General features: G+C 70.0%; 21 protein-coding genes. 11 read left to right on the forward strand and 10 right to left on the reverse strand.

Features of this window, described 5'->3' with window-relative positions; genetic code table 11:
- The first annotated feature begins 90 nt into the window (after positions 1-90).
- From ntrB to QZ607_RS16640, 6 genes are all read left to right on the forward strand, one after another.
- A complete protein-coding gene (gene ntrB, locus QZ607_RS16615; RefSeq protein WP_295884828.1) occupies positions 91-921 on the forward strand; it encodes a nitrate ABC transporter permease in 831 nt (276 codons plus the stop codon).
- Between the two features lie 5 nt (positions 922-926).
- On the forward strand, positions 927-1,895 hold the full coding sequence (locus tag QZ607_RS16620) for an ABC transporter ATP-binding protein (RefSeq protein WP_295884830.1): 969 nt from the start codon (positions 927-929) through the stop codon (positions 1,893-1,895).
- Between the two features lie 56 nt (positions 1,896-1,951).
- The gene (locus tag QZ607_RS16625; protein WP_295884832.1) at positions 1,952-3,376 is read left to right on the forward strand and encodes a GTP-binding protein; all 1,425 of its coding nucleotides are present in this window, start codon (positions 1,952-1,954) and stop codon (positions 3,374-3,376) included.
- A gap of 20 nt (positions 3,377-3,396) precedes the next feature.
- Positions 3,397-4,560 carry a hypothetical protein gene (locus tag QZ607_RS16630; protein ID WP_295884834.1) on the forward strand — a complete coding sequence of 388 codons (1,164 nt, stop codon included), beginning with the start codon at positions 3,397-3,399 and terminating at the stop codon, positions 4,558-4,560.
- Positions 4,557-5,210, forward strand: a complete 654-nt coding sequence (locus QZ607_RS16635) for a HupE/UreJ family protein (RefSeq protein ID WP_295884836.1) — start codon at positions 4,557-4,559, stop codon at positions 5,208-5,210. The genes QZ607_RS16630 and QZ607_RS16635 overlap by 4 nt, the downstream gene beginning before the upstream one ends.
- 171 nt (positions 5,211-5,381) lie before the next feature.
- Positions 5,382-6,239 (forward strand): sulfurtransferase, encoded by an 858-nt coding sequence (locus QZ607_RS16640; protein ID WP_295884838.1) that lies wholly within the window; start codon positions 5,382-5,384, stop codon positions 6,237-6,239.
- Positions 6,240-6,346: 107 nt separating this feature from the next.
- Here QZ607_RS16640 and QZ607_RS16645 read toward each other — a convergent pair whose 3' ends face one another.
- The 3 genes from QZ607_RS16645 to QZ607_RS16655 all read right to left on the reverse strand — a co-directional run bounded on the left by QZ607_RS16645 (position 6,347) and on the right by QZ607_RS16655 (position 10,719).
- Positions 6,347-7,366, reverse strand: coding sequence for a calcium/sodium antiporter (locus QZ607_RS16645; protein WP_367268208.1), 1,020 nt, complete (start codon positions 7,364-7,366; stop codon positions 6,347-6,349).
- A gap of 340 nt (positions 7,367-7,706) precedes the next feature.
- Positions 7,707-8,993, reverse strand: a complete 1,287-nt coding sequence (locus QZ607_RS16650) for an ABC transporter substrate-binding protein (RefSeq protein WP_295884842.1) — start codon at positions 8,991-8,993, stop codon at positions 7,707-7,709.
- Complete coding sequence (locus QZ607_RS16655) at positions 8,983-10,719, reverse strand: chloride channel protein (protein ID WP_295884845.1); 1,737 nt, start codon at positions 10,717-10,719, stop codon at positions 8,983-8,985. Before QZ607_RS16655 ends, QZ607_RS16650 begins: the two co-directional genes overlap by 11 nt.
- A 314-nt stretch (positions 10,720-11,033) precedes the next feature.
- Here QZ607_RS16655 and QZ607_RS16660 point away from each other — a divergent pair, with 314 nt between their 5' ends.
- Positions 11,034-11,846: a methyltransferase domain-containing protein gene (locus QZ607_RS16660; protein ID WP_295884848.1), complete on the forward strand. Its 813-nt coding sequence runs from the start codon at positions 11,034-11,036 to the stop codon at positions 11,844-11,846.
- Positions 11,847-12,105: 259 nt separating this feature from the next.
- Here QZ607_RS16660 and QZ607_RS16665 read toward each other — a convergent pair whose 3' ends face one another.
- From QZ607_RS16665 to rsxA, 7 genes are all read right to left on the reverse strand, one after another.
- Positions 12,106-12,378: an RnfH family protein gene (locus QZ607_RS16665; protein WP_295884850.1), complete on the reverse strand. Its 273-nt coding sequence runs from the start codon at positions 12,376-12,378 to the stop codon at positions 12,106-12,108.
- A gap of 111 nt (positions 12,379-12,489) precedes the next feature.
- Positions 12,490-13,188, reverse strand: a complete 699-nt coding sequence (locus tag QZ607_RS16670) for an electron transport complex subunit E (protein WP_295884852.1) — start codon at positions 13,186-13,188, stop codon at positions 12,490-12,492.
- Between the two features lie 96 nt (positions 13,189-13,284).
- Positions 13,285-13,935 (reverse strand): electron transport complex subunit RsxG, encoded by a 651-nt coding sequence (rsxG, locus tag QZ607_RS16675; protein WP_295884854.1) that lies wholly within the window; start codon positions 13,933-13,935, stop codon positions 13,285-13,287.
- On the reverse strand, positions 13,932-15,056 hold the full coding sequence (locus QZ607_RS16680; protein ID WP_295884856.1) for an RnfABCDGE type electron transport complex subunit D: 1,125 nt from the start codon (positions 15,054-15,056) through the stop codon (positions 13,932-13,934). The genes rsxG and QZ607_RS16680 overlap by 4 nt, the downstream gene beginning before the upstream one ends.
- Before the next feature lie 85 nt (positions 15,057-15,141).
- Positions 15,142-16,680: an electron transport complex subunit RsxC gene (gene rsxC, locus QZ607_RS16685; protein WP_295884860.1), complete on the reverse strand. Its 1,539-nt coding sequence runs from the start codon at positions 16,678-16,680 to the stop codon at positions 15,142-15,144.
- The gene (locus tag QZ607_RS16690; protein ID WP_295884862.1) at positions 16,680-17,207 is read right to left on the reverse strand and encodes an RnfABCDGE type electron transport complex subunit B; all 528 of its coding nucleotides are present in this window, start codon (positions 17,205-17,207) and stop codon (positions 16,680-16,682) included. Before QZ607_RS16690 ends, rsxC begins: the two co-directional genes overlap by 1 nt.
- Positions 17,208-17,286: 79 nt before the next feature.
- Positions 17,287-17,862, reverse strand: a complete 576-nt coding sequence (rsxA, locus tag QZ607_RS16695; protein ID WP_295884865.1) for an electron transport complex subunit RsxA — start codon at positions 17,860-17,862, stop codon at positions 17,287-17,289.
- A 535-nt stretch (positions 17,863-18,397) separates the two neighbouring features.
- On the opposite strand from rsxA, the gene nifL reads away from it, so the two are divergent.
- From nifL to QZ607_RS16715, 4 genes are all read left to right on the forward strand, one after another.
- Positions 18,398-20,107: a nitrogen fixation negative regulator NifL gene (nifL, locus tag QZ607_RS16700; RefSeq protein ID WP_367268209.1), complete on the forward strand. Its 1,710-nt coding sequence runs from the start codon at positions 18,398-18,400 to the stop codon at positions 20,105-20,107.
- An 82-nt stretch (positions 20,108-20,189) separates the two neighbouring features.
- On the forward strand, positions 20,190-21,803 hold the full coding sequence (nifA, locus tag QZ607_RS16705) for a nif-specific transcriptional activator NifA (RefSeq protein ID WP_295884890.1): 1,614 nt from the start codon (positions 20,190-20,192) through the stop codon (positions 21,801-21,803).
- A gap of 268 nt (positions 21,804-22,071) precedes the next feature.
- Positions 22,072-22,356: a hypothetical protein gene (locus tag QZ607_RS16710; protein ID WP_295884868.1), complete on the forward strand. Its 285-nt coding sequence runs from the start codon at positions 22,072-22,074 to the stop codon at positions 22,354-22,356.
- Complete coding sequence (locus tag QZ607_RS16715) at positions 22,353-22,550, forward strand: hypothetical protein (RefSeq protein WP_295884871.1); 198 nt, start codon at positions 22,353-22,355, stop codon at positions 22,548-22,550. The genes QZ607_RS16710 and QZ607_RS16715 overlap by 4 nt, the downstream gene beginning before the upstream one ends.
- Positions 22,551-22,592 lie beyond the last annotated feature (42 nt).

The raw sequence follows: 22,592 nt of genomic DNA on the forward strand, positions 1-22,592 counted from the left end.
CTGCTGCTGCACGTGACGCTCCGCGCCGCAGCCGCGTTTGCAGCTGCGACCCACGAACCGCCTACGCCGATCCCAAACGAGCACAGCACCATGCTCCAATCCATCAACGCCCGCGCAGTACTGGTTTCTCTCGTGCTGCTGGTTGTCACCCTCGGCCTGTGGCAGCTCAGTCACACATCTTCCGAGGCCGACACCGAAATGACCGAGTACGAGCGCCTCATGGGCGGCGCGGAGCCGCAGGCCAAGGTACCGCCGCCGTCGGAGATCATCGGTCTGGCGGCCAAAGAGCTGTCCAACCCCTTCTACGATGCAGGCCCCAACGACAAGGGCATCGGCATCCAGCTCGGCTACTCCATCTACCGGGTGCTGACGGGCTTCGGGCTCGCGGCGTTGGTGGCCATTCCGCTCGGCTTTCTCATCGGCATGTCGCCGTTGATGTACAAGGCGCTGAATCCCTTCATCCAGATCCTGAAGCCCATCTCGCCGCTGGCCTGGATGCCGCTCGCGCTCTTCATCATCAAGGACTCGGAGGCGTCGTCCATCTTCGTGATCTTCATCTGCTCCATCTGGCCGATGCTGATCAACACCGCCTTCGGCGTCGCCGGCGTGCGCAAGGACTGGGTGAACGTGGCCCGCACTCACGAATTGACGCCCATGAACACGGCCTTCCAGGTGATTCTGCCCGCGGCGGCGCCGACCATTCTCACCGGCATGCGCATCAGCATCGGCATCGCCTGGCTGGTGATCGTCGCGGCCGAAATGCTCGTCGGCGGCACCGGCATCGGCTACTACGTCTGGAACGAGTGGAACAACCTGGACCTCACCAGCGTCATCTTCTCGATTCTGATGATCGGCCTCGTGGGCATGCTCCTGGACATGGCGCTGGCCACCGCCACCCGCTTTGTCCAATACCAGGAGTGACGACCATGGCAGAGCAGCATTTTCTCGAAGTCCGGCACCTCGGCAAGCGCTTCGACACCGATCACGGCGAGCTCACCGTCTTCGATGACGTGAGCTTCGGCCTCGACAAGGGCGAGTTCGTCTGCATCATCGGCCATTCCGGCTGCGGCAAGTCCACCATTCTCAATGTCCTCGCCGGACTCGACTCGCCGAGCGGCGGCGAGGTGTACATGGCGGGCAAAGAGGTCCGCGGCCCGTCGCTGGAGCGCGGCGTCGTCTTCCAGAACTACTCGCTGCTGCCCTGGCGCTCGGCGCTGAGCAACGTGGAGTTCGGGGTGCGGGCGCGCTTCCCGGGCTGGGGCAAGGCCAAGGTGCGCGAGCACAGCCTGCGATACCTGCACATGGTGGGCCTCAAGGACGGCGCCGAGCACCGCAAGCCCGCCGCGCTGTCCGGCGGCATGCGCCAGCGCGTGTCCATCGCCCGCGCCTTCGCCACCCAGCCGCAGCTGCTGCTGCTGGACGAGCCCTTCGGTGCCCTGGATGCCTTGACCCGCGGCACCATTCAGGACGAGCTCCTGAGGATCTGCGCCGAGACCCACCAGACGGTGTTCATGATCACGCACGATGTGGACGAGGCGATTCTGCTCGCCGACCGCATCCTGCTCATGACCAACGGCCCATTCGCCCGCGTCGCCGAATCCGTCAAGGTCAGTATCGAGCGCCCCCGGGACCGCACCACCATCGTGCACGATCCAGGCTACTACCCCATCCGCACGCACTTGGTGGACTTTCTTGTCTCCCGCTCCCGCGAGCTGTCCGAGCGCGACGACGCCGTCCGCGACGCCGGTCATGCCCGCGAGGTGCGCGCCGAGGCCATGGCGCCGGTGGAGGTGGACCCGGCCGCCGATGCGCGTGCCGAGGCGGCCGGCCTTGTCCGGGCGCAAGGCCCCGACCCACACGCGCCGCCACCGCTGAAGGCCGTCAACGGCAACTGAGGCCGCGCCCTGACGACAGAGCCCGACAGATCAACGAGCACACCACTGGACCCGCCATGACCGCATCCTGCGCCCTGGAAAGCGAGGGCTTCGCGCCCCGCCCCGACCTCGACCCCACCGCGGAGCTGGACGACCCGCGCGTCCCCGTGACCGTCCTCACCGGCTTTCTCGGCGCCGGCAAGACCACGCTGCTGAACCGCATCCTCACCGAGCAGCACGGCCACCGCATCGCCGTCATCGAGAACGAGTACGGCGAGATCGGCATCGACCACGAGCTGGTGGTGCAGACCGACGAAGAAATCTTCGAAATGAACAACGGCTGCATCTGCTGCACCGTACGTGGCGACCTCATCCGCATCCTCGGCCGGCTGATGCGCCGCAAGCACAAGTTCGAGCGCATCATCATCGAGACCACCGGCATGGCGGACCCGGGTCCGGTGGCACAGACCTTCTTCATGGACGAGGAGATGAAGGCCAAGCTGCGCCTGGATGCCATCGTCACCCTGGTGGACGCCAAGCATGTCGCCGATCACCTGGACGACTCCGACGAGTGCCGCGCGCAGATCGCCTCCGCCGACATCCTGCTCCTGAACAAGTCGGACCTGGTCTCCGCCGGCGACCTCGCCGCGCTGGAGCAACGGGTACGCGGCATGAACCGCCTCGCCCGCGTGCATGCCACCGAGCATGGCGGCATCGACCTGGACCAGGTGCTCGACGTCCGCGCGTTCGACCTCGATGCCCGCGCCGCCGAGACGCCGGCCTTCCTTCAGGAAGAGCTGCCCTTCGAATGGGCCGGGCTCTACGACTTCGCGCCCGGCACTTATGAGCTGGCGCTCGCCGCGGGCCCGGACCCGACCATCGACCTCGTGCTCGGCGGCCCGGGCCTGGAGCATGAGGCGGTCTTTGCCGACTGGAAGCGCCGCAGCATCCTGCTCTACTCCGGTTCCGCCGAGGCCCGCTCCGGCAGCGCCGACGACGCCCCCGCCGAGCCGGACGAGACCCTGTACCGGCTCAGCGTGGACGACACCGACGGCGCCCGGCTCAGGCTCCGGATCCCCGCCGCCGGCCGTTACGTGCTGCTGACCCAGCACCTGCCGGAGGAGTTCGACATGCGGCTGACCGACGCCGCCGGCACCGCCGTGACGCCGGTCGCCGAGCACAGCTACGCAAGCCCCCACGAGCACGACGACAGCGTCGGCTCGGTTGGCCTGACGGCGGGCGAGCTGGACCCGAGCCGTTTCGAGCAGTGGATCACCAACCTGCTGCGCACCAAGGGACCGGATATCTTCCGCACCAAGGGCGTGCTGGCTTTCCGCGGCAGGCCCAAGCGCTTCGTCTTCCAGGGCGTGCACATGCTCTTCGACGGCGACGACGGCAAGCCCTGGGGCGACGCCGAGCCCCGCGGCAGCGAGCTGGTCTTCATCGGCCGCAACCTGGACCGGGCCGAGCTGACGGCAGGGCTCAGCTGGTGCTCGGCCTAGCCGCCCCACTGCCCACCGTGATGCACCCACGCTGGCAGCGGCAGCTGCCGGAGGCGGTCACCGCGCTGCGCTGGCGAAGCGCCGCCGAGCCGGACGGGCACAGCGCTGGGGCAGAAGACCTGCTCGCCGCAGGCGCCGACGGCTGGCTGCGCAGCCACGCTGGAGGCGACGGTACCGAGCAGCTCGCCTGGCAGGCCCATACCGGCGGCATCACCGCCCTCTGCCTGCGTCCAACCCCGAAGCCTGCCCCAAACGAGGCCGGCGACAGCCTCCCCGCCGTGCTCGCCAGCGCCGGCGAGGACGGTCGGGTGCTGCTGTGGGACACCCGCGGCGGGCTGGTGGCGACCCTCGCCGAGGAGTCGAGCTGGGTGGAGCACCTCGCCTGGACGGCGGACGGCAGCCTGCTCGCCGCCGCCGCGGGACGCAGCATCCACCTGTGGCGCGGCGAGGAGTCCCTGGGTGTGTGGTACGACGCCAACCGCTCCGTACTGGCGCTGGCCTGGGCACCGGACGGCAAGCGCCTTGCCACCGCCGCCAACAAAGGTCTGCACCTGTGGCAGGTGGGTGGCGATGCACCGGTGCAGCTCCTCCAGTTTCCGGGTGCGCCCGTGGTGCTCGGCTGGCGACCGGACGGCAAGGCACTGGCAGTGGGCACCCAGGACGGCTTTCTTCAGGTCTGGCGCCAGGCCGGTGCACGCGGTCAAGGCGCGAAGGGCGCCGGCCGCAGGGGCGGCTCGTCGCAGCTGACCATGCGCGGCTATCCCGCCAAGGTCGCCTGCCTGGACTGGCACCCGACGCGCTCCCGCGTCGCCACCGCCGGGGGCCAGGACGTGGTGCTCTGGGACATCCCCGCCGCCGGCGAGGGCAAGCCGACCCCGCTGCGCCTGCACCGCACCGCCATCACGGCACTGGCTTACGCACCGCACGGCACCCTGCTCGCCTCCGCCGACCGCGACGGCCGTGTCTGCATCTGGTCCGACGCCGGCGCGCCGCTCCAGTCTCTCGGCCTGGACGCCGAGGTGGCCTGCGCCGCCTGGAACGCCGACGGCTCCGCCGTCGCCTTCGGCGGCACCGACGGCCGTATCACGGTGATGGACATCGAGACACAAACAGGCCGTGGTCCGACCGCGGCGAAACACGCCAAAGCTCCGCAACGACCCGACCCCGAGGTGACTCCACGATGACCCGACCCACCGACTCCGCACCCGCCAACCTGCTCGTCACCCGCACTGGCACCGCTGCCGCGGGACTGCTCGCCACCATGCCGGCGCTGGCCCACCATCCCATGGGCGGCATGACGCCCGCGACCATGACCCAGGGCCTGCTCTCCGGCCTGGGCCATCCCGTCATCGGCATCGACCACTTCGCCTTCCTGGTGGTCGCCGCCCTGCTCGCCTTCACCGTCACCGGCGCCGCCCGCTGGCTGCTGCCGGCGGCCTTCATCGGCGGCACCGTCGCCGGCACCCTGATCCACGTGCAGGCGCTGGACCTCCCCGCCGCCGAGCTGCTGGTGGCCGCGAGCGTGCTCGCCGGCGGCGCGCTGGTGGTCTCCGGGCGCAAGCTCGGCGCCGGCGCCCTGGCGCTGCTGCTGGCGGGCGCCGGCGTCTTCCACGGCTATGCCTACGGCGAGTCCATCGTCGGCGCCGATGCACCGGTGCTCGGCAGCTACCTCGCCGGCTTCGCGCTGATCCAGTACGCCGTCATCGCGGGCCTGCTGCTGGGCCTGAGCCGGCTCGCCGCCCGCTCCGAGGGCACGGCCGGCACGCTGATCCGCACCGGCGGCATCGGCGCCCTGGCCGTGGGCGGACTCTTCCTGGTGGCCGGCCTTGTCTGAGCCCGCGCCGGAACCCACCCGCCAGGAGCCCTGACCACGGATGGTCCCAGCCGGCACCAGCCGGCAATCTTGATTCAGAACGACGTCGCTGACTGCGGCGCACTCCTGTGCGCCGCCCGGGGTTTCTTTGCCCAAGGAAACCCCACCGAGACCCCCAACGAGAGCAGTCCCATGCACGAGAACACCCTGATTTCCCCCGAGCAGCTCCACGGCATGATGACCTCCCTGCCGACGGTCATCATCGACACCCGCGCCCCGGAGGCCTACGCCGCGGGCCACATTCCGGGCGCCGTGAACATCCACGACATCTTCACCTACCTGGCCACGTCGGACCCCGACGGCATGGCCGCACTCAAGGGCAAGTTCGCCGACGCCTTCGGCGCCGCCGGCCTCTCCGGCGACGAGGTGGCCGTGCTCTACGAAGACACCATGAACTCCGGCTACGGCCAGTCCTGTCGCGGCTACTTCCTGCTCAAGTACCTGGGCTACCCCAAGGCCGTGGTCCTGCACGGCGGCTACCAGGGCTGGGTGCACGAGGGCTACGAGACCAGCACCGCGACCGTCTCCCCGGAGCCCAAGACCTTCCCGGTGGACGAGGCCGCGGCCGACATCATGCTGGACAAGGATGCCATGCTGAAGGCGCTGGAAGACCCGTCCATCATCAAGCTCGATGTCCGCGACGTGGACGAGTGGGTGGGCCTGAGCTCCAGCCCCTACGGCGTCGATTTCTGCCCGCGCAAGGGCCGGCTCCCCGGCGCCAAGTGGCTGGAGTGGTACCGCGTCATGAAGCCCGGCGACGTGCCCGTGTTCAAGACCAAGGAAGAGCTCGCCGCCGAGTTCCAGAGCGTCGGCATCAAGGCCAGCTCCAAGGTCTACCTCTACTGCTTCAAGGGCGCCCGCGCCTCCAACACCTACGTCGCGCTCAAGGAAGCCGGGGTCGAGGACGTCGGCATCTACTTCGGCTCCTGGAACGAATGGTCGCGTGACCCGTCGCTGCCCATCGACGAGAGCCGGCCGAGCCTCGGCTGATCGCCGACCCCGGGCGCCGGCTTCCATCGGCGCCCGGGTCCGCCGGCGCCGGGGGACACCGACTCCAGCATGCGGAGATCGATGAGCACTTGCCTTCGGGACTTCGGTCAACCGCCCACCACCGAGGCCACCAGCCACAGGTTGTAGGCGGCGAAGGCCAGCACCAGGAGAGCGCCCTCAAGCCGTTTGATGCGCCCGGGCCGCCCGCGAAAGCCATAGGCCATCAGGAACAGCACAGCCATCAGACCCATCATCACCGGCCAGTCGCGAGTCAGCACCGCGGGCGCCAGGGCGGGCATCGGCGTGATGGCGCCGGCGATGCCCACCACCGCCAGCAGGTTGAACATGTTGGAGCCCACCAGGTTACCGATGGCGATGTCGTGCTCGCCCTTGCGGGCGGCCATCACCGAGGCGGCCAGCTCCGGCAGCGAGGTACCGAGCGCGACGATGGTGAGACCGATGACGAGGTCGCTGACACCCAGCGCTTCGGCAACGCTCACGGCCCCCCAGACCAGCACCCGGGAGCTGATCACCAGCAGCACGAGCCCCGCCAACAGCCAGAAGACGGCCCGGCCAAGGGTCATGGCATGTGCCTTCAGCTCCTGCATCGTCTCGTCTTCCAGCGGGTCGCCATGCCCGCGCAGCGCGGCCACCACGGACCAGCCGATGAGCCCGAAGAAGCCGGCGAGCAGCAGCGCCGACTCCATGCGCGAGAGCGCCCCATCCCAGAACAGCGCGCCCGTGGCCAGGCCGATGGCGAAGAGCAGCGGCAGCTCGCGACGGATGATCTTGGAGTGCACGGCGATGGGTGCCACCAGGGCCGTGACGCCGAGCACCAGCCCGGTGTTGACGATGTTGGAGCCGAGCGCATTGCCGAGCGCCAGGTCGGGGTTGCCGTCCAGCGCCGCCATGGCCGAGACGACCATCTCCGGCGCCGAGGTGCCGAAGCCCACGATGACCATGCCGATCAGCAGCGACGGCATACCCGCATGCCCGGCGGTGGCCGCCGCGCCCTCCACGAAGCGGTCCGCACTCCACACCAGCAGCACGAAGCCGCCGATGATGGCCGCCAGCGCCGGAATCAGCTCCACAACCGTCACCCCCCGCATCCAGTCGATTGCCAGCACGACACGGTAACCCCGAAACGGGGGCGGGGAAAGCCGCGGCGACGCCTGGGACGACTCAGCGGCTGCGTGCGGTGTCGAGGACGGAGATGTGGGTCGTCTCGCCGCTGCCCGTGGTCGCCCGCAACGCCTGCGCCGCCGCGCGCAGGGCTCCGGCAGTGAGCAGGACGGCGGCCGCGCCCGGGTGCGGCTTGCCGTCCCCGCGTCGCTCCGGATGACCAGGGATTCTGACGGCGCCATAGCCGCGACAGCGCCGCCCGCCGGCGACGGCGCCGGGAGCCGCGGCGCGCGGTGCCCGGCAGGGTCCTTCGATGCTGAAGGTCCAGCCGGGCTCAGCAGCAGCTCACTGGTCAGGCCGCAGCACGGGCGTCGGCGCCCTCGCGCGCAGCCACCGCCGAAAGATCGCCCGGATCCGGTCATGCGTCCGCGCATACCACTGCACGTCCTTGACGATGGCATTGCGGTCGTTGCTCGGATGCGTGGGCAGGTGCGGCTGCATGTCGATGCCGGTGCCGACGTGGCCGGCGACGCGGCGACTGGCGGAGCGCCGCGCCGGGCCATAAGGCAGATGGCGGGCGAAGCGGGTGAGCGCATCGGTGCCGGTGGCCCAGCGGATGAAGCGCAATGCGGCGGCCGGATGGCGGCTGCCGGCGGTGATGGTCCAGTTCTCCAGCTCCTGGATCTGGCCGTCCCAGAGGATTTCGATGGGCGCGCCGCGATCCGCCATGGCGGCGAAGAAGCGGCCGTTGTAGCCGCTGGCCATGACCACCTCGCCGTGCTCCAGCAGCCGCGCCGGCGTGGCACCGTCCTGCCACCAGGTGACCTGATGGGCCACGGCGTCCAGCTTCGCCAGGGCCAGGCGCAGCCCGCGGCGGGTGCTGAGCAGTCGGTAGAGGTCCGCGGTGGGCACGCCGTAGGCATGGAGCGCCCATTCCAGGTTGCCGAAGGGGGCTTCCTGGAGGGCGCGGCGGCCGGGGAAGCGCTCCAGGTCGAACAGGTCCGCCACCCGCTCCGGGCGGATGCCGGGGAAGGCGCGGCGGTCGTAGGCGATGACGGTGGCATAGGCGGTGTGGGCGATGCCGCAGCGGGTGAGCGCGCCGGGGATGAAGTCGCGATGCGCCGGCGCGCCCTCCGGCGACGGCGGCAGGTCATCCTGGGGCAGTGGGCGCAGCAGCCCCTCCCGACAAGCGGTGAGGGTGTCGCTCATGGTCATGTCCACCAGGTCCCAGGTCACCCCGCCGTCGGCGTGCCGGGCGCGCAGCTCAGTGAGGCCGCCGTCGTATTCGGCCACGCGGATCTCGATGCCGGTGCGGGCCGTGAAGGGCTCGAACAGCGCAGCGCGCTGGGCCTGCTCATAGGCGCCGCCCCAGGTGGCGATGGTGAGTACGGGCGGTTCGGCGCCCGGGGCCGCCGTGCCCGCGCTCGCGGTTACCGACGGCTCGCCGGTCGCCGCCGCCGGTGCGTCGGGCTGGTGCATGTAGACCGGGTTGGGCGCCGCCAACAGCGCCGGGCCCGGCGAGAAAAGCATTGCGAGCACCAGGGCCGGCAGCAGCAGGCAGCCATGCACACGCCGCGGGCCGATGCGGCCCCAGTGGCCTGCCGGGCAGCGGCGGACAGGCTCAACCCCCACCATGCTCCTCCCGCCGCACGGCATCCAGGGTCTCCACATGGGCACGCGACAGCGCCACCTCCGGCAGCACCCCCACGAGCCGCCGGCCGCCGCGCTCGACCACCGGCAGGGCCTCGCCGGTGAGATTGCGCGCCTGGTCCACGGCCATCCACAGCGAGCTGTCGGCGGTCACCACCGGGCGCGCCGGCTCCGCCGCGTCCTCCGCAGCGCCGTCGCCCTGCCCGCGTCTGGCCTCCAGCGCGGCCAGGGTGACGGTGCCCCGGTAGCCGCCGTCGGCGTCCACCAGGTAGCCCTCGGCGCGCCCGCGGCGGCCCAGCAGGTCGATGGCATCGGCATTGGACATCCCGGGCGGCAGGGTCACCGGCGCCGGCTGCACCAGCGGCGCAATGGGCTGGCCCTGGAGCAGCGCCCGGCTACGCCCGGCGGACAGGTCCAGCCCGCGCCGGCGCAGCTGCACGTCGAACAGCGAGCGGCCGAACACCCGCGCGCCGGTCAGGTTGGCCAGGGCAACGCTCGCCAGCGCCGCGGTGGTGAGCGAATAGCTGCCCGTCAGCTCGAACACGATGAGCAGCGTCGCCATGGGCGCACCGATGACGGGCGCCGTCACCGCCACCATGCCGGCCACGGCGTAGACCACCATGGTCGCCTGCACACCGCCGGTGAGGAGCGCCACCGCGTTGCCGCACAGCGCCCCGAACAGCGCACCGATGAGCAGCGCCGGGCTGAACACCCCGCCGCTGAAGCCGAAGCCCAGGCACAGCGCCGTCGCCAGCAGCTTGGCCACCAGGATGAGCGCCAGCTCGGGCGGCGGGATGGCGCCGGCGATGGTGGCGAAGCGCAGGGTCTCGGCGCCGATGCCGAGGATGTCCGGCACCCAGAGCGCCGCCGTGCCCAGCACCGCGCCGGCGGCGGCCGGGCGCAGCAGCGCCGGGATGCGGGTGCGCGGCGCGAGCCGGGCGGCCCCCAGCACTGCGCGCAGGTAGGCCGCCGCCACCAGGGCGCCGGCGGCGCCCATGGCCAGGAACACCAGGTATTCCCAGCGGTGCAGGATCTCGGCGGCGGCGACGTGGAAGAGCGGCGGGCGCTCGAACACGAGGTCCTCCATGACATAGCCGGCGATGGCCGCCGCCGCCACCGGCGCGAAGGCCCGCAGCGCGAAGTGACGCAGCACCACCTCGTGCGCGAACAGAATGCCCGCCAGCGGCGCCTTGAAGGCCGTGGCAATGGCCGCCGCGACCCCGCAGGCGATGGCGATGTTGCCGTCGGCGCGCCCGGCCCGCAGCAGCCTGGCCCCGAGGGAGCCGAGCGTGCCCCCCATGTGCACCAGCGGACCGTACTGCCCCACCGAGGCACCCGACCCCAGCGACACCAGACTGCTCAGCGCCGACAGCAGGCCCGGGTGCAGCGGCAGCCGCCCCCGGCTCGTCTGCACCGCCGCGATCACGTCAGGCGGCCCATGTGCGCGCCCCTCGGCGATGAAGCGGTGCAGCAGACCCACCACCAGACCCCCGAGCATGGGCACCACCACGGTGACCGCCGCAAGCCAGCCGCGGTGCTCAAACATCATCCGCGCCCGTGGCGAGATCAACAGCCAGTCGTTCAGCGCGAAGATGGCCAGCACGAAGCTCGCCGTCAGTGCACCCACCACGAGGCCGACACCGGCCCCGAGGGTGACCACCAGGGTCAGGCTCAGCTCGGCCCTGTGCGGCGGCGGGTGATCGGTCACTGATCCACAGTCCCGGTGCATCGGGCGGCCGCGAAGACGCCGCCGGCGGCCTGCTCATGGCAGGCTGACCCGCAGCGCCCGTGGGCATGCGCGCGGCACAGGCTCGGCTTGAAGATGTCGTGCGTCGGGGCCTTCGGCAATGGTCCAGGGCGGGCGCCGGTGTGTTGCGCTCATGTCACAGCAGAGTCTGCCCAAGGGCGTCGGGTGCGGCAAGGCGCTGCGCCGGGGACGCAGATGGTGCCGACGCGCGCCGGCGATGGCCAGCGCCGCCGGGATGGCTGGATAATGACGGGATGGTATCCGGAGGGCAGGAGATGATGGCGGCGCACTACATCCACGGCTTCAGCGATGCGGAGCGCCGACGCCTCATCGCGCAGGCGCAGATGCTGGCCGCACCGGTCTTCGGCGGTCTGGATTTCTCAGGCGACCACAGCCTGCTGGAGGTGGGCTGCGCCGTGGGCGCCGAGCTGCACCTGATCGCGCAGCGCGCCCCGCATCTGGCGCTCACCGGCGTGGACCTCAGCGCCCTGCACCTGCGCGCCGGCCAAGCCTGGCTCGCCGGGCACGCGCAGATCCGCCTGCTCCAGGCCGACGCACGCGCCCTGCCCTTCCCCGATGACAGCTTCGACGTGGGCATGACCATCTGGCTGCTGGAGCACCTGGCGGACCCCGCCGCCGTGGTGCGCGAGCTGCTGCGGGTGGTAAAGCCCGGGGGCCGGGTCATCCTGACGGAGGTCGACAACCACAGCTTCGGCTTTGATCCGCCGCAGCCGGCCATCAGCGCCTGGTGGGACGCCTTCAACGCCTGTCAGGCCGAGGTGGGCGGCGGCGATCCCTACATCGGGCGCAGGCTTCGGAGCATCGCGACATGCCTCGGCGCTGAGGTGCTGGCGGAGGAGCCCAGGCTCGTCATCAGCAGCGCCGATGCCACCCGCCACCGCACCGAGCAGCTCCACTACCTGCGCGCACTGCTGGCGTCCGGCGCGGAGCGCATGCTGGCCGCGGGCTATGCGACGGCGGCGATGCAGCAGGCCATGGCGGCGGCCTTCGACGCGGTGCAGGCGGCGCCCGGCGTCGCCTTTCGCTACGGCGCGGTCCGGCTGATCTGCCGCAAGCCCCGACCGTAGCGGCGCAGGATACGCACGCTGGCGTTTCGCGCGCTCTAACCCTGCTCTCGGGCCGCCGGCACCATGAATTCGGACCCGGCTGGGTCGGTGACGTACCCGGCGATGATGGCGTCGATGCGCGCCATGGCCTCGGCTGAATCTCCGGCGAGATATTCGGTGACGGTATACCTAACCGCGCGACGCCAAAGATGAGATGAGTATACCGTCCCCGCTAATGTTGGAGCACGCTTGATCAGTATACTGTCCCCGTTCTTTGCGATCAGTCTTCGCCGTCCTGATCCCGACGGGGCACCGTCTCCGGGTCGGCGGTGATGGGGCGGTAGATCTCCACCCGGTCGCCGTCCTTGACCTTGGCATCGGGCTTGGTGAGCTTGCCGAAGATGCCGACCCGCTGGCGGTCGAGGTCGATGTCCGGATACTGCTTGAGCAGCCCGGCGTGCTCGATGGCCTCGCGCACGGTGCAGCCGTCCGGCACATCGAGCGTGAGCCAGGTGCGCTTGAACTTGTCTGCGTAGGCGACGCCGATGTGCATGGTTGCGGGCTCCGGGGTTGGCAGTGTGTTCTCGCGATCGCCCCGTGTCCCGACGATTGGCGCGTGCCCAGAGGGCTGAGGGCTGGGGGCTGGGGCTGACGGCTGGGTCGGTCAGGCGCTTGCGGCGAGGCCCGCCGCTTTTGCTTGCTGCCGCGCCGCGAGCTTGCGGTCCAGCACCCGCTTGCCGGCGAGCAGGAAGCCCATGGCGATGAAGCCGCCCGGGGGCAGGATCATCAGCAGGAAGCCGCGGTAGTCCGGGATCAGGGTGACTTCCAGCCAGCTGAGGGACTCGCCGAGGAGCATGGAGGCGTTGGCGAAGAGGGTGCCGGAGCCGAGCGCCTCGCGCACCGCGCCGAGGGCCACCAGCACCAGCGTGAAGCCCACGCCCATCATCAGCCCATCGAACACCGCCGGCAGCGGCGCCTGGCGCGAGGCGAAGCTCTCGGCCCGGCCGAGGATGGCGCAGTTGGTGACGATGAGCGGGATGAAGAGCCCGAGGACCTTGTGCAGGTCGTGCATCCAGGCGTTCATGCCGAGGTCCACCAGGGTCACCAGCGTGGCGATGATGAGCACGAACACCGGGATGCGCACCTGCGGCGTGATGATGCCCCGCGCCAGCGACACGAGCAGCCCTGAGGCCACCATCACGAAGGTGCTGGCGAGCCCGAGCCCGAGCCCGTTGGTGGCGGTGCCGGTGACGGCCAGCAGCGGGCACAGTGCCAGCGACTGGGCCATGACCACGTTGTTGTCCCAGACGCCGTCGCGGGCGATGCGGGACCAGTTGGTATCTGTCTTCTCGGCCGTGCTCACTTGCTCACCTCGGAATCAGGCGCGTGGCGAATTGCGGGTTACGAGCGGCGAGGTAGATCGCAAGACCGGTATGCGCCCCTCGATACTCGATACTCGTCACTCGCCAGTCGATACTTGCTGCACCGCGGATGCCGTCAGTGCGTCGCGCTGGTCGGCGAACAGCTCCAAGCCGCCCTTGACCGTACTCACCACCGCCCGCGGCGTGATGGTGGCGCCGCTGAACTGGTCGAAGTCGCCGCCGTCCTTCTTGACGGCCCAGCGCTCCGGTGGCGGCTCGCCCAGGGACTTGCCGTCGAAGCTCAGAATCCAGTCGTCCCGGGCCACCTCGATCTTGTCGCCGAGCCCGGGCGTTTCGGTGTGCGACAGCACCCGGGCGCCGAGCACGCGGCCGTCGGCGTCGATGCCCAGCAGCACGCGGATGGGGCCGGCATAGCCCTGGCCGACGGTCTCAAAGGCGACACCGGCCACATCGAGCCCCGTCAGCGCCCGATAGACGGTCAGCTCGCCGTCGGCGGTGTCCAGGGTCATGCTGTCCGCCAGCAGGTCATTGTCGTGCAGGTCCGCCGGGATCACCTGCGACAGCGACGCCAGCAGGTCCTCGGCACGGCGCTGCTCGATGGCGTCCCGGGTCGCGAGGTCGCCGATCACCAGAAGCGCGGCGGCGACGAGCGCAAAGCCGCCGAGCAGCGCCGCCTGATAGCCGACGCGCTCGCGGTAGCTCGGGTTGGCGACGGTGGTGGTGCTCATTGCCGGCCCTCCCCGGGCTTGGCCGTGGCAGCGGTTGCCTCGGGCTGGGGATACTCCAGCGGCTGACCGCGCCGGTCGCGGCCGTAGATGCGCGGCTTGAGGTAGTGGTCGAGCATCGGCGTCGCCGCGTTCATCAGCAGCACGGCGAAGGCCACGCCCTCCGGATAGCCGCCCCAGGTGCGGATCACATAGACCAACAGCCCGACACCGGCGCCGAAGACCAGCTGCCCGGCGCGGGACACGGGCGAGGTCACCGGGTCCGTGGCGATGAAGAAGGCCGCCAGCATGATTGACCCCGTCAGCAGGTGATAGGGTGCGCCGGCGTAGTGCCCGGGGTCGATGAGATGCATGCCCGTCGCCAGCACCGCCACCGTGCCGAGCAGGGCCGCCGGGATGCGCCAGTCGATGACGCCCTTGTAGATGAGCCAGAGCCCGCCCAGGGCGATGAGCAGCGCGGAGGTCTCGCCGAGGCTGCCGGGGACGGTACCGAGCAGCGCGGAGAAGGGATCGAAGACACCGGTGAGCGCGGCATTCAGCACCTCACCCTGCCCCAGCTCCGTGCGCACATGGCCCAAAATCGAGGCGCCGGACATGGCATCGAAGCCCAGGGCGTCCAAGGTCTGCCCGCCGAAGGTGATGGTGAGCCCCTCGAAGAAGCCCGGCGCGTCGCCGGTGAAGAGCGGCGCCGGCGCCACCCAGCGCGTCATCTCCAGCGGAAAGGAGATCAGCAGCGCCACCCGCGCCACCATGGCCGGGTTGAACAGGTTCTGCCCGATGCCGCCGAACACCTGCTTGCCGAGCAGCACCGCCAGCGCACCGCCCACCACGCCGATCCACCAGGGCGCCCAGGGCGGCAGCGTCAGCGCCAGCAGCCAGCCCGTGAGCAGCGCCGAGCCGTCCATCAACGTGAGCCGCACCGGCTTGCCGGCGGCCGCGAGCGACAGGGCCTCGAAACCGAGGGTGGCACCCAGGGTGACCGTGAACAGGAAGATCGCCGGCCAGCCGAACTGAGACAGCCCGAACAGGGTCGCCGGCACCAGCGCCAGCATCACCAGCGCCATGGTGCGGCCGACAGAGACCGGCGCGTGGGCGTGCGGGCTGGCTGAAAGGGATGGATTCATTCGCGTTCGATCTCTTTTCGGCTGAGGAGCGAGGAGCGAGAAAGACCCTACTCGTCACTCGATCCTCTTTACTCGTGACTCACCCTCAATTCGCCTCCGCCGCCTCGACATGGTCTGCCTTGGCGGCCGCCTGCTCCTTTGCCTGCTCTTTCGCCTTCTGGGCCGCCTGCTCCGCCTTGCGCTTGGCCATGGCCGCGCGCTTGGCCTGCTTCTGGGCCTCGATGCGGGCGGTGCGGGCCTCGGCGAGGCGCTTGGTCTCGGTCTGCTTCTGCTTGGCGCGACCGCGGGCGGCGAGCTCCCCCTTGGCATGGTTGAAGAACTGCACCAGCGGGATGTGCGCCGGGCAGACATAGGCGCAGGAGCCGCAGCCGATGCAGTCCATGAGCCCCTGGTCCACGGCGCCGTCGAGGTCGCCGGTGCGCACGTGCGCGGCCATGGTGAGCGGCACCAGGCCGCAGGGGCAGGCGCCGACACAGCTGGCGCAGCGGATGCAGGGTGCGGGCGCGCGCTGGCCGGTCTCGGCGGGGGTGAGCGCCAGCACGCCGTTGCTGCCCTTCATGATGGGCACGCGCAGCTCCGCCAGCGGCTGGCCCATCATGGGCCCGCCGCTGATGAGCTTGGCCGGCTCCTCGGAGAAGCCACCGCAGTGGTCCACGAGCGCCTGCACCCGGGTGCCGATGGGCACGCGCAGGTTCTTCGGCTGCGCGACGGCCTGGCCCGTGACCGTGACCACCCGGGAGATGAGCGGCCGGCCGAGCCGCAGCGCCTCGTGCACCGCAAAGGCCGTCGCCGGGTTGTGCACCACCACGCCGATGTCCGCCGTCAGGCCGCGCGCCGGCGTCTCCTTGCCCGTCAGCGTCTGCACCAGGTGCTTCTCGGAGCCCATGGGGTAGCGCGTGGGCAGCTTGACGACACTCACCTCCGCGTGCTCCGCAGCGGCCTCGCGCATGGCGGCGAGCGCCTCCGGCTTGTTGCCCTCGATGCCGATGATGATCCGGCTCACCCCCAGCGCATGGGCCATGATCCGGACGCCGTCCAGCACCTGCGCGGTGTGCTCGCGCATCAGCCGGTCGTCACAGGTGAGGTAGGGCTCGCACTCGGCACCGTTGATGACGAGCGTATGCAGGCTGTAGCGGTTGCGCAGATTCAGCTTCACGGCGGACGGGAAGGTCGCCCCGCCCATGCCGACGATGCCGGCGGCGGCGACGCGCTTGGCGACCTCCGCGGGCTCCAGCGCAAAAGGGTCCTCCACGCCGCGGATGTCCGGATGCCAGCGATCCTCCCCGTCGGGCTGAAGCGTGATGGTGCGCACGTTGAGCCCGGAGGGATGGTTGGCGGGATACAGCCCGAGCCCCACGATGCGACCGGAGGTGGGCGCATGGATGGGCGCGGAGACGGCGCCTTGTGCATGGGCGATGACCTCGCCCTTACGCACCTGCTGGCGGCGCTGCACCACCGGATTGGCCGCGGCGCCGATGTGCTGCTGAAGCGGAATGTGCAGCAGGCCCGGCAGGGGCAGATCCTCGATGGGCTGCCCGGCGGCGAGGGACTTGCGGTCGTCCGGGTGGACGCCGCCGCGGATGCCGTGCAGCTCGCCGAAGAGGTTGAAACCCAGGACATTCATCAGGCTGCCTCCGGCACGGGCCAAACCCAGTTGCTGAGTGTTTGCGTGGGCGCCCGCAGCTCGATGCACTCGGTGGGGCAGGCGTCCACGCACTTGCCGCAGCCGGTGCAGGCGTCCTCGAACACGGCGTGGATCTGATCATTGGCGCCGATGATGGCGTCCGTCGGGCAGCGCTTGAAGCACTTGGTGCAGCCGACGCAGAGCCGCTCGTGGATGTGCGCCACCTGCGGCGCCTGCGCCGCCATGCCGGAGAAGTCCGCGGTGACGCCGAGCAGCGCCGCGAGCTCCTCCGCCAGCGCCCGGCCCCCCGGCGGGCACAGCGTCACCGGCGCCTCGCCGGCAGCCACCGCGGCGGCGGCAGGACCGCAGCCGGGGTAGCCGCACTGGCCGCACTGGGAGCCCGGCAGCAGCTCCTCCACCTGGCCGACGATGGGGCTTTCCTCCACCGCCAGATAGCGCGCCGCGATGCCGAGCAGGGCACCAAGGCCAAGCCCGAGGACACTGAGACTGAGAATGGCTGCAATCATTGGTCAGACGCCATAGGGTGAGTCACCGTGTAGGGCAGACAAGCGAAGCGCATCCGCCGCGGTCCATGCGCTCGATGCATCACGCCAGCCCGGCAAAGCCCATGAACGCCAGCGACAGCAAACCGGCCACCACGAAGGCGATGGGGGTGCCGGCGAAGGCCGCCGGTACCTGCGCCAGCGCGAGCCGCTCCCGCAGGCCCGCGAACAGCACCATCACCAGCGTGAAGCCGAGCGCGGAGCCGAAGCCGAACAACAGGCTCTCGAAGAAGCCGTTCTGCTCCTGCACGTTCAAAAGGGCCACGCCGAGCACGGCGCAGTTGGTGGTGATGAGTGGCAGAAAGATGCCGAGCACCTGGTAGAGCGTCGGCGAGAGCTTGCGCACGGCCATCTCGGTGAACTGCACCACCGCCGCGATGACGAGAATGAAGGTCAGGATGCGCAGAAAGCCGATGTCCAGCGGCGCGAGCACCAGGTGCTGCAGCAGCCAGCTCGCCGCCGCCGCCAGCGTCAGCACGAAGGTGGTCGCGAGCCCCATGCCGAGCGCCGTGTCGAGCTTGTTGGACACGCCCATGAAGGGGCAGAGGCCGAGGAACTTCACCAGCACCACGTTGTTCACCAACGCGGTGGCCAGGATCAGCATGAGGTATTCAGTCATCGCGGTCTGGGCTCCCCGTATCGGGGTCCGCGGGGCCTGTCAGACGGCCTCGCGGTTATGAAGGAGTTGGCGGACGCCGGGTCGCACCGGCGCAGGGCGCGGGCGTGGTACGCTGCTGCCGGAGCCTCGCTGCAAACGCGATGCCAGGCCCAGGGCGCCACCAGCGGGCCTGCCTCCTTCCGGGGCACCGCGCCCCGAAACTGCCCGTTCTCAATGCGTTGCGGCGCCGCCGGCACGATGCTCCAGCCGCAGCCTGCGCTCCGGCGCCGCCTGTCGGGCATGCCACAACCCCATGCTGCACCGCAGCAGGATTGTCGCAATCCCGACAGGCGACGCCGCCGGCGCCACCGCCCGGTCCAGGCTCGGCCTCGTCGCGACAGCCACTTGGCGGCGCCGGCGTCTCCAGGTCCAGCCGCGGGTCACTGGCACGGAACCTGCTGCACTGGTGGTTGGACCCGCCCGGCAGCAGCATCGGTACGGGTGTTCTTCCGCCCAACCGACAGACCACCACAGAGAACGAGACGGGGAGCAGCGTGTGAGCACTCGCAAAGGCATCGACACCCAGCAGGCGGGCGACCTCGCCGCCCACGACCAGGGCGCCCCGGGGGTGGCGGGCGGCTTCAAGCCGGATGCAGAGCTGCCCGCTGCGAGTGCGCTGGGCGCCTTCCTCGAGTCGCCGCCGCCGGGCACGCCGCCGGAGGTGGTCGAGGCGCTCACGCTCATGGCGGGCGACCCGACGGACCCACTGCCGCCGCGGCTCTACTTCGAGACGGTGGAGCAGTCGCCGGTGGCCATCTCCGTCACCGATGCCAAGGCCAACATCCTGTATGCCAACGCCGCCTTCGAGGAGCTCACGGGCTACAGCCGCGACGAGGTGCTGGGCCAGAACGAGGCCATTCTGTCCAGCAACTCCACCCCGGACAGCATCTACCAGCAGCTCTGGCGCACCATCCAGCGCAAGCGGCCCTGGACCGGCGTGCTCATCAACCGCCGTAAGCAGGGCGAGGACTACCTGGCGGAGCTGACCATCTCGCCGGTGCTGGACGCCGCCGGGCGCATTCGTTACTTCCTCGGCATGCACCGGGACGTGACCCGCGAGCACGAGCTGTCCGTGGCGCTGCGCCAGCAGAAGACCCGCATCGAGACGGTGCTGGACGCGGCCCCCGTGGTCGTCGTGCTGCTGGACACGGAAGGCCGCATCATCCTGGACAACCAGGAGTACAAGAAGCTGCTCGGCGACCTGCGCGGGCGCGAGCCGCTGGCGCTGTTCCGCGCCGCGCTGCTGCAGCAGGCGGGCTTCGACCCGCTGGAGCGCGCCGCCGAAGGCCGCGGCTTCCGCGACGTGGAGATCAGCATCGAGGTGCCCGGCAGCGCCGGGCCGCGCTGGTTCGCCTGCTCCGGCACGGCGGTCAACGAGTCGGACAGCAGCCTGTCCGGCTACTTCATCCGCGGCGACGCGGGCGACCAGCGGCTGCTGCTGCTCGCCAACGACATCACCGGCCGCCGCCGCGAGATCGAGCGCGCGCATCTGGAAAACCTGCGCGCGCGCCTCGCCGAGCAGCAGTTGGCGCAGGGCATGCGCGAGGCCCTCACCGCCGCCAGCTACCAGCTCCAGGTGCCGCTCAACATGATCCGCGCCGCCAGCGGCATGTTCAAAGACGGCGCCGGCAACCCGGCGCTGTTCGCGGACATGCTGGGCCAGATCACCCAGGCCGGTGAGACGGCACTGGCCACCCTGCACGCGGCCATGCCGACGGAGGTGCCGGAGCCCGGCGTCAACGTCAATGTCAACGAGCTGCTGCGCCATGTCCTGGCGCTGGAGACCGACAACCTGCTCGCCGCCGGCATCGTCGTGGACTGGCAGCCGGCGCTGGTGCTGCCGGAGCTCTCCGGGCACAAGAACGAGCTGCGCTCGCTGTTCAAGCACCTCATCGACAATGCGCTGCAGGCCCTTTATGAGGGCGGCGGCAGCCAGCGCGCCCTGCGTCTGGCCACCCGCGCCCTGGACGACGCCGTGGAGGTGATCGTCGAGGACAACGGCCCCGGCATCGCGCCGGCAGAGCGGCTCAAGGTCTTCGAGCCCTTCCACATCGGCTGGCGCAACCGCCGCGGGCGCGCCGGCATGGGCCTGGCGCTGGCGCAGGAGATCGTCAATCAGCACGACGGGGGCATCGAGATCGACCCCGACTACCGCGACGGCTGCCGGGTGCGCGTGACCCTCGGCAACGTGCGCGCGCGCGACTGAGCGTCCGGCTCAGCATCCAGCCGGGCGGCCGCCTGGGCCCCCGGCACCCCGGAACCCGAGGCCGCAGTCCCACATGCTCGAGATGCCCGAAGTCGAAGCCCCCGCTCCATCCCCGTCCCAGTCCGGCAACGGCGAGGCCGTGCGCCTCAAGCTGCTGGAGGAGCAGCTCGCCGCCCTCTTCGATGTGAGCTGCGTGCTGAGCCGCTCCCTGGAGCTGCGCGAGACCCTGCGCCACGTGCTGCGCACCCTGCACGAGCGCGGCCGCCTGTCGCGCGGCATGGCCAGCCTGCTGGACGCCGACAGCGGCGACCTGCTGGTGGCCGCCCTGCACGACGAGGACGCCGCCCCTTTCGAGAAGATCCGCTACCGCCCGGGCGAGGGCGTCATCGGCCAGGTGCTGGAGAGCAACCGGCGCTGGATCCTGCCGCGGGTGGGCGACGAGCCCCGATTCCTGGACCGGCTCGGCCTGTTCGATGCGGACCTGCCCTTCATCGGCGTGCCCATCCGCATCGGCGAGGACGACGTGGTGGGCGTCTTCGCCGTGCAGCCGCCGGTAGCCGACGAGCTGATGCCGCAGCGGGCGCGGCTCGCGGAGATGATCGCCAACCTCATCGGCCAGGCCGTGCGCCTGTCCCGTTCCGTGGAGGCGGAGCGCCGCGCCCTGCGCGAGGAGCGCGACACCCTGCGCCGGCACCTGAAGAGCAGCCACGGCTTCGACAACATCATCGGCCGCACCGAGCGCATGCGCCTGGTGTTCGACCAAGTGCGCCAGGTGGCCAAGTGGAACACCACGGTGCTGCTGCGCGGGGAGTCCGGCACCGGCAAGGAGCTCATCGCCAGCGCCATCCACTACAACTCCCCGCGCGCCGGCGGCCCCTTCATCAAGCTGAACTGCGCCGCCCTGCCGGACAACCTGCTGGAATCCGAGCTCTTCGGCCACGAGAAGGGCGCCTTCACCGGCGCCCAGAGCCAGCGCAAGGGCCGCTTCGAGCAGGCCGACGGCGGAACCATCTTCCTCGACGAGATCGGCGAGATCTCCCCCGCCTTCCAGGCCAAGCTGCTGCGCGTACTCCAGGAGGGCGAGTTCGAGCGCGTCGGCGGCACGCGCACCCTGGGCGTGGACGTGCGCGTCATCGCCGCCACCAACCGCAACCTGGAGCAGGAGGTCCGCGACGGCGTCTTCCGCGAGGATCTCTACTATCGGCTCAACGTCATGCCCATCCTGATGCCGGCGCTGCGCGAGCGCGTCGAGGACATCCCGGAGCTGGCCAAATTCCTCGTCGCCAAGCTCGCCAAGCGCCAGGGCCGCGAGCTGACCATCACCGACAGCGCGCTCGGGGTGCTCATGCGCCACCACTGGCCCGGCAACGTGCGGGAGCTTGAGAACTGCATGGAGCGCGCCGCCGTCATGAGCGAGGGCGGCATCATCGACCGCGACGTGCTGAACCTCACCGGCCTCGACGTCGGCGCCCTGCCCGAGACCGCCATGGCCGCCGCCGGCTCCGGACCCGTCGCCTCCCCCGCCGCCGACAACATCGACCTCAGCGACCCCGACATCGACGAGCGCGAGCGCGTCATCGCCGCCCTGGAGCAGGCCGGCTGGGTCCAGGCCAAAGCCGCGCGCCTGCTCGGCATGACCCCAAGGCAGATCGCGTACCGGATTCAGACCATGAAGATTCGGGTGAAGCAGTTCTGACGACTGCTGGATAGGGCGTCAGACTGACCTCATTGTCAGCGGATCCAGGCTGACGTACGCCGTGACAGGGGTGTCGAGTAGGGGAAACCCAGCAAAATCCGGTTGTTGACAGGGGTCCGGGAGTGGTTACACCGCGGTCAATCCTATCTGGGATAGACTGACTTCCACGTGGACCTCAGCGTAAAAAAACTGTTGGTATAATACAGATTCGACCGATAGCAACCCCATTCAGGAAAGACCCCCGAAGCGAACGTTTTGGGAGATAGACATGGAGATTCGCTTCTACAACGACCCGTCAACTGGTGTGCCGCACATTTACGAACATGGAGTTGACGAAGATGAAGACTCGGAAGTACTTCTTGGGCCCGGCGAGGATTTGCCTGCGAAGCGCAACTCACGAATGAAGATTGGTCAGACGGGCAGCGGGCGATATCTGCAAGTCATCTATGTCCCAGATGAAAGCCCAGAAAGCGTGTTCGTGATTACCGCCTACGAACTACAAGGCAAATCCAAGACCGCGTACCGACGAAGACAACGGAGGAAAAGCCGATGAGTAACGCATTTCCAAAGGGCTGGGATGAAGATCGTGTGCGTCAAGTCCTCGACCACTACGAAAGGCAGTCCGAAGACGAGCAGTTCGCGGAAATTGAAGCGGCCTTTGAGCAAGAAGACACGATAACCATGTCCATACCCGCGAGCCTTGTCCCGGAAGTCCGGGCGCTGCTCGCACGCAGCAGTAATCAATAGGTGCCAACATGCGCACAAGCCCGAGCGCATGCTGCCGAGCCG

Origin of the sequence: uncultured Thiohalocapsa sp. (genome assembly GCF_913063425.1) — a bacterium.
In the GTDB taxonomy this organism is placed as follows: Bacteria; Pseudomonadota; Gammaproteobacteria; order Chromatiales; family Chromatiaceae; genus Thiohalocapsa.

Bases quoted from the DNA above. Each gene is read 5' to 3' on its own strand.
- ntrB (WP_295884828.1), top strand. From the start codon at position 91: ATGCTCCAATCCATCAACGCCCGCGCAGTACTGGTTTCTCTCGTGCTG.
- QZ607_RS16620 (WP_295884830.1), top strand. From the start codon at position 927: ATGGCAGAGCAGCATTTTCTCGAAGTCCGGCACCTCGGCAAGCGCTTC.
- QZ607_RS16625 (WP_295884832.1), top strand. From the start codon at position 1,952: ATGACCGCATCCTGCGCCCTGGAAAGCGAGGGCTTCGCGCCCCGCCCC.
- QZ607_RS16630 (WP_295884834.1), top strand. From the start codon at position 3,397: ATGCACCCACGCTGGCAGCGGCAGCTGCCGGAGGCGGTCACCGCGCTG.
- QZ607_RS16635 (WP_295884836.1), top strand. From the start codon at position 4,557: ATGACCCGACCCACCGACTCCGCACCCGCCAACCTGCTCGTCACCCGC.
- QZ607_RS16640 (WP_295884838.1), top strand. From the start codon at position 5,382: ATGCACGAGAACACCCTGATTTCCCCCGAGCAGCTCCACGGCATGATG.
- QZ607_RS16660 (WP_295884848.1), top strand. From the start codon at position 11,034: ATGATGGCGGCGCACTACATCCACGGCTTCAGCGATGCGGAGCGCCGA.
- QZ607_RS16665 (WP_295884850.1), bottom strand. From the start codon at position 12,378: ATGCACATCGGCGTCGCCTACGCAGACAAGTTCAAGCGCACCTGGCTC.
- rsxG (WP_295884854.1), bottom strand. From the start codon at position 13,935: ATGAGCACCACCACCGTCGCCAACCCGAGCTACCGCGAGCGCGTCGGC.
- QZ607_RS16680 (WP_295884856.1), bottom strand. From the start codon at position 15,056: ATGAATCCATCCCTTTCAGCCAGCCCGCACGCCCACGCGCCGGTCTCT.
- rsxC (WP_295884860.1), bottom strand. From the start codon at position 16,680: ATGAATGTCCTGGGTTTCAACCTCTTCGGCGAGCTGCACGGCATCCGC.
- QZ607_RS16690 (WP_295884862.1), bottom strand. From the start codon at position 17,207: ATGATTGCAGCCATTCTCAGTCTCAGTGTCCTCGGGCTTGGCCTTGGT.
- rsxA (WP_295884865.1), bottom strand. From the start codon at position 17,862: ATGACTGAATACCTCATGCTGATCCTGGCCACCGCGTTGGTGAACAAC.
- nifA (WP_295884890.1), top strand. From the start codon at position 20,190: ATGCCCGAAGTCGAAGCCCCCGCTCCATCCCCGTCCCAGTCCGGCAAC.
- QZ607_RS16710 (WP_295884868.1), top strand. From the start codon at position 22,072: ATGGAGATTCGCTTCTACAACGACCCGTCAACTGGTGTGCCGCACATT.
- QZ607_RS16715 (WP_295884871.1), top strand. From the start codon at position 22,353: ATGAGTAACGCATTTCCAAAGGGCTGGGATGAAGATCGTGTGCGTCAA.